This is a genomic window from Pseudomonas sp. p99-361 (assembly GCF_003935475.1).
GTDB classification, from domain to species: domain Bacteria; phylum Pseudomonadota; class Gammaproteobacteria; order Pseudomonadales; family Pseudomonadaceae; genus Aquipseudomonas; species Aquipseudomonas juntendi.
The window spans coordinates 1-13,311 of sequence record NZ_RHQO01000017.1 but is presented as its reverse complement, the minus strand read 5'-3'; the positions used below and the strand labels follow the sequence as shown (position 1 = coordinate 13,311).

General features: G+C 62.5%; 14 protein-coding genes. 7 read left to right on the top strand and 7 right to left on the bottom strand.

Going from position 1 to position 13,311, the window contains the following annotated elements; translation table 11 throughout:
- Positions 1-127: 127 nt before the first annotated feature.
- Complete coding sequence (gene cysQ, locus EGJ22_RS10275; RefSeq protein ID WP_029885607.1) at positions 128-946, bottom strand: 3'(2'),5'-bisphosphate nucleotidase CysQ; 819 nt, start codon at positions 944-946, stop codon at positions 128-130.
- Entirely contained in the window at positions 943-1,509 is a 567-nt protein-coding gene (gene nudE, locus EGJ22_RS10270; protein ID WP_029885608.1) for an ADP compounds hydrolase NudE, read from the bottom strand. Before nudE ends, cysQ begins: the two co-directional genes overlap by 4 nt.
- A gap of 64 nt (positions 1,510-1,573) precedes the next feature.
- Here nudE and yrfG point away from each other — a divergent pair, with 64 nt between their 5' ends.
- Complete coding sequence (gene yrfG / locus EGJ22_RS10265) at positions 1,574-2,236, top strand: GMP/IMP nucleotidase (protein ID WP_029885609.1); 663 nt, start codon at positions 1,574-1,576, stop codon at positions 2,234-2,236.
- A gap of 129 nt (positions 2,237-2,365) precedes the next feature.
- On the opposite strand, the gene lysM is transcribed toward yrfG, so the two are convergent.
- Positions 2,366-2,806, bottom strand: a complete 441-nt coding sequence (gene lysM, locus EGJ22_RS10260) for a peptidoglycan-binding protein LysM (RefSeq protein WP_009683781.1) — start codon at positions 2,804-2,806, stop codon at positions 2,366-2,368.
- A 178-nt stretch (positions 2,807-2,984) separates the two neighbouring features.
- Here lysM and fdhD point away from each other — a divergent pair, with 178 nt between their 5' ends.
- From fdhD to EGJ22_RS10245, 3 genes are all read left to right on the top strand, one after another.
- Entirely contained in the window at positions 2,985-3,815 is an 831-nt protein-coding gene (fdhD, locus tag EGJ22_RS10255) for a formate dehydrogenase accessory sulfurtransferase FdhD (protein WP_029885610.1), read from the top strand.
- A gap of 5 nt (positions 3,816-3,820) precedes the next feature.
- Positions 3,821-6,166 (top strand): FdhF/YdeP family oxidoreductase, encoded by a 2,346-nt coding sequence (locus tag EGJ22_RS10250; protein ID WP_029885611.1) that lies wholly within the window; start codon positions 3,821-3,823, stop codon positions 6,164-6,166.
- A 290-nt stretch (positions 6,167-6,456) separates the two neighbouring features.
- Entirely contained in the window at positions 6,457-6,879 is a 423-nt protein-coding gene (locus tag EGJ22_RS10245; protein WP_125920221.1) for a glycine zipper domain-containing protein, read from the top strand.
- 54 nt (positions 6,880-6,933) lie between these two features.
- Here EGJ22_RS10245 and EGJ22_RS10240 read toward each other — a convergent pair whose 3' ends face one another.
- The 3 genes from EGJ22_RS10240 to hslO form a co-directional block, all read right to left on the bottom strand.
- Positions 6,934-7,374, bottom strand: a complete 441-nt coding sequence (locus EGJ22_RS10240; protein WP_029885612.1) for a thioesterase family protein — start codon at positions 7,372-7,374, stop codon at positions 6,934-6,936.
- 264 nt (positions 7,375-7,638) lie between these two features.
- Positions 7,639-9,180 (bottom strand): phosphoenolpyruvate carboxykinase, encoded by a 1,542-nt coding sequence (locus tag EGJ22_RS10235; protein ID WP_009681239.1) that lies wholly within the window; start codon positions 9,178-9,180, stop codon positions 7,639-7,641.
- A gap of 179 nt (positions 9,181-9,359) precedes the next feature.
- Positions 9,360-10,259 (bottom strand): Hsp33 family molecular chaperone HslO, encoded by a 900-nt coding sequence (hslO, locus tag EGJ22_RS10230; RefSeq protein ID WP_029887606.1) that lies wholly within the window; start codon positions 10,257-10,259, stop codon positions 9,360-9,362.
- A gap of 109 nt (positions 10,260-10,368) precedes the next feature.
- On the opposite strand from hslO, the gene EGJ22_RS10225 reads away from it, so the two are divergent.
- On the top strand, positions 10,369-11,163 hold the full coding sequence (locus tag EGJ22_RS10225) for a phosphatase PAP2 family protein (protein ID WP_009681237.1): 795 nt from the start codon (positions 10,369-10,371) through the stop codon (positions 11,161-11,163).
- Positions 11,164-11,246: 83 nt separating this feature from the next.
- Here EGJ22_RS10225 and EGJ22_RS10220 read toward each other — a convergent pair whose 3' ends face one another.
- Positions 11,247-11,648 (bottom strand): RNA-binding S4 domain-containing protein, encoded by a 402-nt coding sequence (locus tag EGJ22_RS10220; protein ID WP_029887607.1) that lies wholly within the window; start codon positions 11,646-11,648, stop codon positions 11,247-11,249.
- A gap of 109 nt (positions 11,649-11,757) precedes the next feature.
- On the opposite strand from EGJ22_RS10220, the gene EGJ22_RS10215 reads away from it, so the two are divergent.
- Both EGJ22_RS10215 and rimK read left to right on the top strand, forming a co-directional pair.
- Positions 11,758-12,240, top strand: a complete 483-nt coding sequence (locus EGJ22_RS10215) for an ATP-dependent zinc protease (RefSeq protein ID WP_009681235.1) — start codon at positions 11,758-11,760, stop codon at positions 12,238-12,240.
- A complete protein-coding gene (gene rimK / locus EGJ22_RS10210) occupies positions 12,237-13,142 on the top strand; it encodes a 30S ribosomal protein S6--L-glutamate ligase (protein WP_009681234.1) in 906 nt (301 codons plus the stop codon). Before EGJ22_RS10215 ends, rimK begins: the two co-directional genes overlap by 4 nt.
- Positions 13,143-13,311: the final 169 nt, after the last annotated feature.

Sequence of the window (13,311 nt, the reverse complement as noted above, 5' to 3'; positions counted from 1 at the left end):
CTGTAGGAGCGGCCTTGTGTCGCGATGGGCTGCAAAGCAGCCCCAGGGTTTGGGCATGGTGCACAAATTGCCGGGGCTCCTTTGCAGCCCATCGCGACACAAGGCCGCTCCTACAAGGCCAGGCCCGCTAGATCAGCTCAAGAAAGGCCTGGCGCCACGCTGCCTTGGCCGGCAACGCCAGGAAATACGGGTTGAGCAAAGACTCGCGCGCCGGGTAACGGAACGGCAAACCGTCCAGCCCGATCACTTCACCACCCGCCCCTTCCACCACACCCTGGGCCGCCGCCGTATCCCACTGCGAAGTCGGCGCCAGGCGTGGATAACAATCGGCGCTGCCCTCGGCCAACAGGCAGAACTTCAACGAGCTACCAATGTTGGCCAGCTCCAGTTCACCCACTGCCGCACCCAGGCCCGCCAACAATGCTTCCTGTTCGGGGCTGGAGTGCCGGCGGCTGGCAACCACGGTAAACCGCTCACCCACTGGCGGAGCGTTGCGCACCTGGATCGGCCGGGCCGCCTCACCCGCGTCTGCCCGCCAAGCCCCCAATTCGCGGCCCCCAAAGTAGCAGCGGCCATTCGTGGGCATCGATACCACGCCGAACACCACCTCGCCTTTTTCGATCAAGGCGATATTGACTGTGAACTCCTCGCTGCCGGCAATGAATTCCTTGGTGCCATCCAGCGGGTCCACCAGCCACCAGCGGCTCCAGCCCTGGCGCTCGGCCAGCGCAATATTGCAGTCCTCTTCGGACAACACCGGAATCTGCGGCGCCAGCGCCAGCAGGCCATCGGCAATCACCCGGTGCGCTGCCAGGTCGGCGGCAGTCACCGGCGAATCATCGGCCTTGTTGGTCACTGCCACATCGGCACCCCAGAACGGCAGGATCGCCTCGCCCGCAGTCAACGCCAACTTGACCACTTCACGCATCAGTTGATTGTCGTTCATAGCGCCAGCAGCCCCCGCTGAATCATCAGGTCACGCGCCAGGTAGAGCGCCGCCAGGGCGCGGCCTTCGGTGAACTGCGGGTGCATGGCCAAGGCCGACAGCTCGCGCAGGTTGACCTTGTCGACCCGCATCGGCTCCGGCTCATCGCCCTCCAGGCGCTCTTCGTACAGATCGGTGGCCAGCACCACCTGGATTTTCTGGCTCATGTAGCCCGGCGAAAGCGACAGCTCGGTCAGGTGCTCAAGCTGGCGCGCGCCAAGCCCGGCCTCTTCCTTGAGCTCGCGGTTGGCGGCTGCCAGCACATCTTCGCCGGGCTCGATCAGGCCCTTGGGCAGCGACAGCTCGTACTCGTCGGTACCACCGCAATACTCTTCCACCAGCACGGCGTGCTCGGCGTCGAGCATGGCCACGATCATCACCGCGCCATAGCCGTTACCCCGGCCTACCAGGCGCTCATAGGTGCGCTCGGCACCATTGCTGAAGCGCAATTGCACAGCCTCTACGCGGAACAGGCGGCTGCTGGCGACGATTTCGCGGCTGAGGACGGTGGGTTTCTGGCGCATGGGGCGGCTCCTTGGCGTGAACGGGTTACTATACCGTGGCTTGCCGACTGATCGAGAGTTTCCCATGCCTGTTCTTCCCTGGTCTGCCATCGATACCGTCCTGCTGGATATGGACGGCACCCTGCTCGACCTGCATTACGACAACCGCTTCTGGCTCGACCACCTGCCCCAGCGCTATGCAGAGCTGCATGGCGTGAGCCGGGCCATGGCGGAAATGGAGCTGCAGCCGCTGTTCGAGCGCAATGCCGGCACGCTGAACTGGTACTGCCTGGACTTCTGGAGCCGGGAGCTGCGCCTGCCGATCCGGGAGCTGAAGCGGGAAATTGCCGACCTGATCGCGTTGCGCCCGGATGCCGACACGTTCCTGGCGGCGATTCGAAATGCCGGCAAGCGCGTGGTGATGATCACCAATGCCCACCGTGATTCGCTGTCGCTGAAGCTCGAACGGGTGGAACTGGCACCGTATTTCGAGCGGCTGATCAGCTCGCATGATTATGGTTACCCGAAGGAAAGCCCACAGTTCTGGGACGCCTTGCAGGCGGACATCGGTTTTGAGCCGGGGCGTAGCCTGTTCATCGATGACACCCTGGCGATACTGCGCAGCGCACGGCGCTTTGGTGTGGCGCACCTGCTGGCCGTGCGCCAGCCCGATAGCCAGGCGCAGTCGCGCGATACCGAAGAGTTTGCTGCGGTCGAGGATTACCGGGAGCTATTGATTGGCCTGTAAGGGCCCTGGCACCGGCACGCCGGTGTTCGCGGGCACGCCCGCTCCCACAGGTGACCACCGGCCTCACGCCTTGCAGCAACCTTGTGGGAGCCGGCTTGCCGGCGATAGGGCCGATAAAGCCTGCAAAAATCAGTCAGGAATACGCAGTACCTGCCCCGGATAGATCTTGTCCGGGTGCTTGAGCATCGGCTTGTTGGCCTCGAAGATCTTGTTGAACTGATTGGCATTGCCATACACCACCAGGGCAATCGCCGACAGCGTGTCACCCTTCTTGACCGTGACCAGGCGTGCGGCTGTCACGACCGGCCCGGTCACAGTGATCTGGTCATCGACGCTGGCCACACCCTCGATGTTGCCCGCTGCCAGCACAATCTTCTCCTTCTCTTCCTGGCTGGCGACTTCACCCTTGAGGATCACTTTGTCGCCCTCCACGGTCGCCGTGATGTTCGGGTTGCCGAGGCCGACATTCTCCACGTGTTTCTTCAACTGCTCTTCGGCTTTGGCATTGCCCGGGGTCAGCAGGTCGATCAACTTCTCGCCTGCTTCCTTCACGAAACTGATCAAGCTCATAGCACTCTCCTTGTTCACGAAACCTCGAACCCAGCAGTCTAGGCCAGCTTTGCTCATGCCGCCCGCCTGCGACCAATCGACGCGCTCTATCAAGGGATAGAGGCTAGCGATTAGACGCCACAGGCCCACGCGCCTAGGCTTGTGCTACACCAAGCCGCCTAATGAACAGCCTGCCCCGATGAACAGCAAACCTCCGGTCTGCACGGCCTCATCGCCCTTGTCCCTGCCGGCCGCCAGCAACACCTACGCATACGTCCAGCTCAGCGACGGTAAAGGTGACAGCACGCCGCTGGCCGAAGAGGTTGCGTTGGCCATCGTCTACAACGGCCTCAACCAGGCAGTGATGCTGGTCAGCCCGACCGACCTGGAAGATTTCGCCGTCGGTTTCAGCGTGGGCAGCGGCATCGTCGAAGGCACCTCGGAAGTCTACGACCTGAAGCTCTCGGGCAGTGGCTCGGCCCTGTATGCAGACCTGGAAATATCCAGCCGAGCCTTCTGGAACCTGAAAAACCAGCGCCGGCAGCTGGCCGGCACCAGCGGCTGCGGCCTGTGCGGGGTCGAGGCGCTGGAGCAGGCGTTACCAGAACTGGCCGTGCTGCCCGGTGCGCCGCTGCCACCGGCAGCGTGGCTGGTGGGCCTGCGCGAGCGCATCGATGCATTTCAGCCGCTGGGCCAGCACTGCGGGGCGGTGCATGCCGCGCTGTTCATGGACCGCCACGGCGAACTGCTGCTGGGCCGTGAAGACATTGGCCGGCACAACGCCCTCGACAAGCTGATCGGCGCGCTGCTGCGCCAGGGCATCGACAGCCAGGGCGGCCTTGCGATCGTCACCAGCCGCTGCAGCCTGGAACTGATCCAGAAGGTGCTGCGCGCCGGCATCCAGACCTTGGTCAGCCTGTCCGCCCCCACCGGGCTTGCCCTGCAGTGGGCGCGCAAGCACAACCTCAACCTCATTCATCTCCCCAAGCACAGCGCACCGCGGGTCTACAGCCCGGCGGCGGAGTCGTAACAGTCGTGACCTCGTACCAGCACCTACCGGACAATGCCCCAGCCTCAACCCCTCGCTACAAGCCCTACCACGGCCCTGCCGGTGGCTGGGGCGCGCTGCGCAGCGTGGCCAAGGCCTGGGTCGGCAGCGATAACGCGCTGAAGAACATTCGCGCCCTGCTCAAGACCAACCAGAACGGCGGTTTCGACTGCCCAGGCTGCGCCTGGGGCGATTCGCCAGAAAGCGGCATGGTCAAGTTCTGCGAGAACGGCGCCAAGGCCGTGAACTGGGAGGCCACCAAGCGCCGTGTCGACGCTGCCTTCTTCGCCCGTTACAGCGTCACCGCCTTGCTGCAGCAAAGCGACTACTGGCTGGAGTATCAGGGCCGCCTCACCGAGCCGATGGTCTACGACGCGACCAGCGACCGCTATCAGCCGATCAGCTGGGACGCCGCTTTTGCCCTGGTCGCCCGCGAGCTGAACAAGTTGGCCACACCTGACCAGGCCGAGTTCTATACCTCGGGGCGGGCCAGCAACGAAGCAGCCTACCTGTACCAGCTGTTCGTGCGCGCCTTCGGTACCAACAACTTTCCCGACTGCTCGAACATGTGCCACGAGGCCAGCGGCGTGGCGTTGGGGCAAAGCATCGGGGTGGGCAAGGGCACGGTCACGTTCGACGACTTCGAACATGCCGACGCGATTTTTGTCTGGGGCCAGAACCCCGGCACCAACCACCCGCGCATGCTCGACCCGCTGCGCGACGCGGTGAAACGTGGCGCTCAGGTAGTTTGCATCAACCCGCTCAAGGAGCGGGACCTGGAGCGCTTCCAGCACCCGCAGAACCCGCTGGAAATGCTGACCAACAGCGACCGCCCAACCAACACGGCATTCTTCCGACCGGCGCTGGGTGGCGACATGGCGCTGCTGCGTGGCATGGCCAAGTTCGCCCTGCAGTGGGAGCGTGAAGCCCAGGCCAAGGGTGAACCGGCGGTGTTCGACCATGCCTTCATCGCCGAGCACGGCCATGGCGTGGACGATTACCTGGCCGTGGTAGATGCCACGCCATGGGACCATATCCAGGCGCAATCCGGCCTGCCCATGGCCGACATCGAACTGGCGGCGCGCATGTACTGCCGCGCCGAGCGGGTCATCATGTGCTGGGCGATGGGTATCACCCAACACCGCCACTCGGTGCCGACCATTCAGGAAATCGTCAACCTGCAGATGCTGCGCGGCAATATCGGCGCACCAGGCGCAGGCCTGTGCCCGGTACGTGGCCACAGCAACGTGCAGGGCGACCGCACCATGGGCATCAACGAGCGCCCACCCATGGCGCTGCTCGAGGCCATGGAAAAGCGCTTCGGCTTCCCCGTGCCACGGCACAACGGCCACAACACGGTCGAAGCGATTCACGCCATGCTCGACGGCCGGGCCAAGGTGTTCATCGGCCTGGGCGGCAATTTCGCCCGGGCCACGCCGGACACCGAGCGCACGGCGCAGGCGCTGCGCAACTGCGAGCTGACCGTGCACATCAGCACCAAGCTCAACCGCAGCCACCTGGTTCATGGCAAGCAAGCGCTGATTTTGCCGTGCCTGGGCCGTACCGACATCGACCTGCAGGCCGACGGGCCACAAGCGGTAACGGTCGAAGACTCGTTCAGCATGGTGCACGCATCCAACGGCCAGCTCAAACCGCTGTCTTCGCAGATGCGCTCGGAGCCGGCGGTCATTGCTGGCATCGCCGCCGCTACGCTGGGCAAGAAACCCGTGGACTGGCACTGGCTGGTCGCCGACTATGCGCGCATTCGCGACCTGATCGCCGACACCATCACGGGCTTCAGCGGCTTCAACCAACGCCTGCAACACCCAGGCGGCTTCTACCTGGGCAATAACGCCGCCAGCCGCACATGGAAGACCAACACCGGCCGCGCCAACTTCAAGGCCAACCTGCTGCCCGATACGCTGCTTGACGACCGTGTGCGTGCCAGCGGCCAGTTACCGGACCTGATCATGCAGTCGATGCGTTCGCACGATCAGTACAACACCACCATCTACGGCCTGGACGACCGCTACCGTGGCGTGCGCGGCCAACGCGAGGTGCTGTTCGCCAACGAAGCCGACATCATCCGCCTGGGCTTCCAGCCGGGGCAGAAGGTCGACATCGTATCGTTGTGGGGGGATGAACACGTCCGCCGGGTGCACGGCTTTACCCTGCTGGCGTTCGATATTCCGGCCGGGCAGGCGGCGGCGTATTACCCGGAGGTGAACCCGCTGGTGCCGCTGGAGAGCATTGGCGATGGCAGCCATACGCCAACCTCGAAGTTCATCGCCATCAAGCTGGAGCGGGCGCGGGACGACGGGCGTATTCTGTAATAAAGTTGCCGCGAAGAGGCCAGAAGCCCCAACGTCAAAAACCAAAAAGCCCTGTTCCGCAAGGTTCAGGGCTTTTGCCATAAAGACCTCAGACAGCCGAAAACGGTTTAAGTTTCACAACAAATACAGTCACTTACAGAATTGTGTACAACTCGTGTTACTCGTCGGATTTCCGTTGCCAGCCACCTCGCTTAGCCTCAAATTCGCCTCGTCATCCTTATGAGGCTCTCTTGATGAAGAAGTAATCCTCGATTTTGTTGTTGTCTTTCAGCTTGCTCAGCGGCGTTGCCATGGCAGGCGGCACCACCGAGGCCGGCATTGGCGGCGCATTGGGTGGGGTACTGGGCTCCGTTGTCGGTAACTCCATCGGCGGTAGCACCGGCGGCGCCATTGGTGCCGGCCTGGGCGGTGCGGCCGGCGGTGCGCTGGGTGCCGACAAGCGCCAGCGCGGTGAAGCCGCTATTGGCGGTGCCCTGGGCGCGGCAGGCGGTAACGTGGTGGGTCGCTCGGTAGGCGGTACTACCGGTAGCTACATCGGCGCGGCTGCCGGCGGCGGTGCTGGTGGTGCGCTGGGTAACTACCTGGGCAACAAGGCCGACGCCGATGAGCGCCATGACGACCGTCGCTACCGCCGTGGCTACGACGACCGTCGCCACTACGACCGTGGCCATCACTACGGCCACCGCAAGCACAAGCGCCACTGGCGCGACTAACGCCTGAGGGCCCTGCCCCGGCAACAAGAACCCCGCCCCTTCCGGCGGGGTTTTTTATACGTGTTGTTCCAGCACCAAGCCGGAAAGAATCACCTGAAGCGCCTCTGGCAACGCCACAGGCCGGCCACTGAGACGCTCGATGAAGACTTGCACCACCGTGCCGGCCGCGCAGGCCTCGGGCTCACCTGGGCGATACAACGCCAGGCGGTACTCCACCGTACTGCCCGCCAGGCGCGTTACGCCCAGCCCAACTTCCAGCACGTCCGGGAAGCCCGGCAATGCATAGAAATCTGCTGCCGAACTGACCACGAAAGCCGCCAGCTCGCCGTCACGCAGGTCCAGCTCGGCCTGCTCGACGAGAAACGCCTGGATCGCCGTTTCGAAGAAGCCGTGCACCGTGGCCCCGGCGATATGGCCATTGAGGTCGTTGTCCTGCGGGCGGGTGAGAATCGGGTGAAAGTGGGAGAAGGCAGTGCGCTGAGGGGATTCGGTCATCTGGCTGACTCTTGTCTTCGCAATGGATGCTGACAGTGAAACAGAAAAACCAGGTTCCCGCTGCCTGCACCTTACCCTGTAGGAGCGGCCTTGTGTCGCGATGGGCCGCAAAGCGGCCCCGACAATTTATGCAGTGACGCTAAAACCCCGGGGCCGCTATGCGGCCCATCGCGACACAAGGCCGCCCCTACAAGGCATTGCATCAGCACGGATAACAAAAAAGCCGCCAATTCTGGCGGCTTTCTCATTGCGGCTGGTTGCAGCTTACAGCTGCGGACCAGCGGCCTTGATGGCGTCGGAAACTTCAAACTTCTTGAAGTTCTCGATGAACAGCTTGGCCAGGCCTTTGGCGGCCTCGTCGTAGGCAGCTTTGTCAGCCCAGTTGGTACGCGGGTTGAGCAGTTCGGTATCAACGCCTGGGACGGCCTTCGGTACGTCCAGGTTGATGATGTCCAGGTGCTCGGTTTCGGCACCGACCAGCGCGCCGCTCTGGATGGCAGCGATCACCGCGCGGGTGGTCGGAATGCTGAAGCGCTTGCCAACGCCGTAGCCACCACCGGTCCAGCCGGTGTTGACCAGGTAGACCTTGGAGTTGAAGCCGTTGATACGCTTGATCAGCAGCTCGGCGTACTCGCCAGCCGGGCGTGGGAAGAACGGTGCACCGAAGCAGGTCGAGAAGGTCGACTTGATGCCGCCGCCCGAGCCCATTTCGGTGGAACCGACCAGCGCGGTGTAACCGGACAGGAAGTGGTAGGCAGCCTGTTCGTTGTTCAGGATCGACACCGGAGGCAGAACACCGGTCAGGTCGCAGGTCAGGAAGATCACTGCGTTTGGCTCACCGCCCAGGTTCTTTTCCGAACGCTTGGCAACGTGCTCCAGCGGGTAGGCCGCACGGCTGTTCTGGGTCAAGCTGACATCGGTGTAGTCAGCGTGCTTGTTGGCGTCGAGAACGACGTTTTCCAGCACAGCACCGTGCTTGATGGCTTTCCAGATGACCGGCTCGTTCTTCTCGGACAGGTCGATGCACTTGGCATAGCAGCCGCCTTCGATGTTGAAGACAACGCCTTCGCCCCAACCGTGCTCGTCGTCACCGATCAGGTAACGGCTTTCGTCGGCCGACAGGGTGGTTTTGCCGGTGCCGGACAGGCCGAAGAACAGGGTTACATCGCCTGCTTCGCCGATGTTGGCGGCGCAGTGCATTGGCAGCACGTCGGCAGCCGGCAGCAGGAAGTTCTGCACCGAGAACATGGCTTTCTTCATTTCACCGGCGTAGCGCATGCCGGCGATCAGCACTTTCTTCTGCGCGAAGTTGATGATCACGCAACCGTCGGAGTTGGTACCATCACGCTCAGGTACGCACTCGAAGTTGGCGACGTTGAGCACCTGCCACTCGCCGCGACCCGCCGGGTTGTACTGCTCAGGGTTGATGAACAGGCAACGGCCGAACAGGTTCTGCCAGGCAGTCTGGGTGGTCATTTTCACCGGCAGGTAGTGCTCGGCGGCAGCCCCTACGTGAACGTAGGAAACGAAGTGATCCTGGGCGTTGTTGAACGCCTCGACGCGGTCCCACAGGGCATCGAACTTGTCGGCCGGGAACTTGCGGTTGATCGGGCCCCAGGCGATGGCGTCCTGGGTGGAAGGCTCTTCGACGATGAAACGGTCAGCCGGCGAACGGCCAGTACGGTGACCGGTCTCCACGACCAGCGCGCCGGTATCGGCTAGTACACCTTCACCGCGTTGCAGCGCTTCTTTTACCAGCTCATCGACGCTCAGGTCGGTGTACACGGTGTTATTGGCTTGCGTCATGAGATACCCCATCCGGCCCGAGGCCGAGTGCTCCAAACGTTTTGTAGTTGTTCCGAAAAAACTACTACAGCGAAAAAAGTGGCCGGATTATGCCAGAAAAGCCCAAAAAAAGTAGGCCCCTCCTGTCAGAACTGCGTTTTTGCGCAATTCGACAGGAGATTTTCCTGAGCTTAAACGTTTCAGTGGCGAGTTTCTGAGGCTACGTCCGTGCCGCCGCCGGCAAACAGTTGCGCCACATCGCTGGCGTCGAAGAAATAGCGCTGGTTGCAGAACTGGCAATCGATCTCTACCTGCCCACCGCACTCTTGCACCAGAGCCTTGGCGTCATGCTCACCCAGGCTGACCAGGGCATTGCCGGAACGTTCGCGTGAGCAGCTGCATTTGAAGCGCAGCGGCTGTTCATCGAACAGGCGCACGGCATCTTCGTGGTACAGGCGGTGCAGCAGGGTTTCATTGGCTTCTGCCCACTCTTGCGGCTTGAGGGTCTGGGCCAGGGCAACCACGTGCTGCCAGCTGTCTTCGCGCTCTTCATCGTCCGGCTGGCGATCGCGTGGCAGTTGCTGCAGCAGCAGGCCGCGCGCCTTGCCAGCGTCGGCATTCAGCCAGAACCGCGTGTTCAACTGCTGGGACTGAACGAAGTAGTTGGTGAAGCACTCCGAGAGGTTGGCACCATCGAGGTCGACGGTCCCCTGATAACGCTGGCCCTTGACCGGGTCGATGGTCAGGGTCAGGTGGCCGTCGGGCATCAGCTGCGCCAGGCTGGCGTCGGCCGGGATCTGATCCGCCTCGTATCGGGCCATGCCGCGGATATCACGGTCACCGGAGCACTCGACCATCAGCAGCGGGATCGGCCCGGCGGAGCGCGCCTGCAGTATCAGCAGGCCGTCGAACTTCAAGGCACCGACCAGCAAAGCGGTGGCGGCCATCAGCTCGCCAAGCAGGGTTTGCACCGGCTGTGGGTATTCATGACGCGCCAGCACTGCAGCGTAGCTGTCATCGAGAGACACCCACTCGCCGCGCACATCGCGCTCGTCGAAGATGAAACGTTGGGTGAAATCTTTTTCTGGCAAGTCGCTCATGGTTGTCTGGCTATCTGAAAATGATGACAAAATAATGGAAGGGAATCGGTAATCCCATCGCAGAGCGCCTTCAGGCGCTCGTTTCCCTTATAGGAGATAGAGGTATCTTATGGATAATCGACCACTGTTCCAAGCAAGGTGGTCCTGGGGACCGCTGGCAGCCTGCACGCTGCTGCCGATCGCTCTACTGTGTTTCTGGTTATGGCCTTTTGGCCAGATCCTGTGCCTGACTTTCGACGAGTGGCTGTTCCACAGCCTCAATGCACCGTTGGCTGACAACACCACCTGGCGCTATATCTGGACCGTGGGCAGCATGCGCCCGTTCGACATCGTGGTCGGCCTGATCCTGCTGGCACTGCTGATCCGCGGTGATTGGGTGTTCAAGGCAGCGCAGGTTCGCCAGGCGTTTTTCGGCTTTCTGGTCACGCTGCTTCTCTTAGTGGTGATTCGCGCGCTGTTTTCCAAGTGGGTGGATGCCGCGGGCTGGCAACACAAGAGCCCCTCGATGATGTTCGACGACGTGGTGCACCTGAGCGACTACTACCCCCACCTGGAAGCCAAGTGGGAGCTGAAGGACCGCTCCAGCAAGAGTTTCCCCGGCGACCACGCCTCGGTGTTGTTGATCTGGGCATTGTTCATGAGCGTGTTCAGCCGCCGCCTGATGCAGTTCGTGGTGATCTGGGCGCTGGCGGTGCTGTTCATGCTGCCGCGCCTGGTGGCCGGCGCGCACTGGGGGCAAGATGACTACATCGGCGGGTTGCTGATGGCAGTGCTGGCGTTGGGCTGGAGCTATTACACGCCGTTGGCGGCCAAGGGTAGCGCGGCACTGATGCGCTGGACGGCGCCGTTATTCTCGATTGCTGCGAAATTGCCGTTGGTCGGGCGGTTGGCGGTAGTCCGCTAGACCCCTGGGGGCTGCTGCGCAGCCCATCGCGACACGAGGCCGCTCCTACAGCACTGCCTGCACCCTTGTAGAAGCGGCCTCGGCTATTCGAAGTTCCCATGCAGCTGGTGAATCTGCCGCCGCTGCTTCTTGTTCGGCCGGCCATCGGTAGTTACCCCCATCGCCCCTGCCTTGCGCATTTCGGCTGCCTGCTCCCTGCGCCGCACACTCTCTTCGGTCTCTTCGTACAGCGTCTGCGCCTCGGGCGCCCCACGCCGCACCACCGACAACGCCTTCACCACCACGGTGCGCTCATCGAAGCCGGTACGCAGCACGAATTCGTCGCCCACGCGCGGCTCCTTGCCCGGCTTGCAACGCTCGCCCCGGCAATGCACCTTGCCGTTCTCGATCGCGGCCTTGGCCAACGCCCGCGTCTTGTAGAAACGAGCCGCCCACAGCCATTTGTCCAGGCGCACCTTATCGTCGTCTTCGGCTTTTTGTGCCATTGCGTTACCTCGGATTCTGTCTTTCATTGAACTGTACTACCTTCACTTACGGATGCAAAAAGTCCCCGCCGTGCTTACAGTTCACCACCTCATTCGCAGGGTGTGCTTAGTGAAGACATTTGACCATTTGACTGTAATCGGCCTGCGTGAGTGGGTCGCCTTGCCCGACCTCGGTGTGGCCGGGCTGCGCGCCAAGATCGACACCGGCGCCAGCACCTCCAGCCTGCACGCCACCGATATCGAACCCTTCGAGCGTAATGGCCAACCCTGGGTGCGCTTCACCGCGCACCTGGGCACAGTAGTGCAGTTGCGCCATCGCCGCTGCGAAGCACCTTTGGTGAACAGAAAGATCATCCGCAGCTCTAACGGGCATGCCCAGACCCGTTATGTCATTCGCACGCCACTGGCGTTGGGTGACCGTGTGTGGGAGGTCGAATTCACCCTGGCCTGCCGCAAGAGCATGCGCTACCGCCTGCTGCTCGGCTCGAAGGCCCTGGTGCAGGGCCAGCTGGTGGTCAACCCAGGCGTAAAGTACGTGCAAGACAAACCGGCCTTCCCGGCCACCCTTTCCCCTGTCACAGGTGCTGCATGAAGATCGCTGTGCTGTCGCGCAATCCGCGTCTGTATTCCACCCGCCGCCTGGTCGAAGCCGGTACTCAGCGTGGCCACGAAATGGTGGTGATCGATACCTTGCGGGCCTACATGAACATTGCCAGCCACAAGCCGCAGATCCACTACCGCGGCAAGCCGCTGGAAGGTTTCGATGCCGTGATCCCGCGTATTGGCGCCTCGGTAACCTTCTACGGCTGTGCGGTGCTGCGCCAGTTCGAAATGATGGGCGTGTACCCGCTCAACGAGTCGGTGGCTATCGCCCGCTCGCGCGACAAGCTGCGCTCGCTGCAGCTGTTGTCACGGCGCGGTATTGGCCTGCCGATCACCGGTTTCGCCCACTCGCCCGACGATATTCCCGACCTGATCCGCATGGTCAACGGTGCCCCCCTGGTGATCAAGGTGCTGGAAGGCACGCAGGGTATCGGCGTGGTGCTGTGCGAAACCCCGCAGGCAGCCGAGTCGGTGATCGAGGCGTTCATGGGCCTGAAGCAGAACATCATGGTGCAGGAGTACATCAAGGAGGCCGGCGGTGCGGACATCCGCTGCTTCGTGGTGGGGGACAAGGTGATTGCCTCAATGAAGCGCCAGGCCAAGCCCGGTGAGTTTCGTTCCAATCTGCACCGTGGCGGGGTCGCCAGCCTGATCAAGATCACCCCCGAAGAGCGCATCACCGCGATTCGCGCAGCCAAGGTGATGGGTTTGAGTGTCGCGGGCGTGGATATCCTGCGCTCCAACCATGGGCCGTTGGTGATGGAGGTGAACTCATCGCCAGGCCTGGAAGGCATTGAAGTGACCACTGGCAAGAACGTGGCCGGGATGATCATCGAGCACCTGGAGAAAAATGGCGGGCCGAATCAGACCCGGACCAAAGGGAAAGGCTGATTCAAGCCTGCACCGGCCCTAGCGCCGGCAAGCCCACAGGTACTGCACATTTTCAGACCTTGTGCATGACCTGTGGGAGATTCTATGGTTCCTGGCAAGGGTAGCCGCTGCATCTTCAGTGCCTGTGAGATTGAGCGCCGCCCGCGCGGCGCAATCGCGAGCTGCGCTC

Excerpts from the sequence above, each read along its gene's own strand:
- hslO (WP_029887606.1), bottom strand. The coding sequence starts at position 10,259 with ATGAGCGACTTGCCAGAAAAAGATTTCACCCAACGTTTCATCTTCGAC.
- EGJ22_RS10235 (WP_009681239.1), bottom strand. The coding sequence starts at position 9,180 with ATGACGCAAGCCAATAACACCGTGTACACCGACCTGAGCGTCGATGAG.
- EGJ22_RS10220 (WP_029887607.1), bottom strand. The coding sequence starts at position 11,648 with ATGGCACAAAAAGCCGAAGACGACGATAAGGTGCGCCTGGACAAATGG.
- fdhD (WP_029885610.1), top strand. The coding sequence starts at position 2,985 with ATGAACAGCAAACCTCCGGTCTGCACGGCCTCATCGCCCTTGTCCCTG.
- lysM (WP_009683781.1), bottom strand. The coding sequence starts at position 2,806 with ATGAGCTTGATCAGTTTCGTGAAGGAAGCAGGCGAGAAGTTGATCGAC.
- EGJ22_RS10240 (WP_029885612.1), bottom strand. The coding sequence starts at position 7,374 with ATGACCGAATCCCCTCAGCGCACTGCCTTCTCCCACTTTCACCCGATT.
- EGJ22_RS10245 (WP_125920221.1), top strand. The coding sequence starts at position 6,457 with ATGGCAGGCGGCACCACCGAGGCCGGCATTGGCGGCGCATTGGGTGGG.
- nudE (WP_029885608.1), bottom strand. The coding sequence starts at position 1,509 with ATGCGCCAGAAACCCACCGTCCTCAGCCGCGAAATCGTCGCCAGCAGC.
- rimK (WP_009681234.1), top strand. The coding sequence starts at position 12,237 with ATGAAGATCGCTGTGCTGTCGCGCAATCCGCGTCTGTATTCCACCCGC.
- EGJ22_RS10225 (WP_009681237.1), top strand. The coding sequence starts at position 10,369 with ATGGATAATCGACCACTGTTCCAAGCAAGGTGGTCCTGGGGACCGCTG.
- cysQ (WP_029885607.1), bottom strand. The coding sequence starts at position 946 with ATGAACGACAATCAACTGATGCGTGAAGTGGTCAAGTTGGCGTTGACT.
- yrfG (WP_029885609.1), top strand. The coding sequence starts at position 1,574 with ATGCCTGTTCTTCCCTGGTCTGCCATCGATACCGTCCTGCTGGATATG.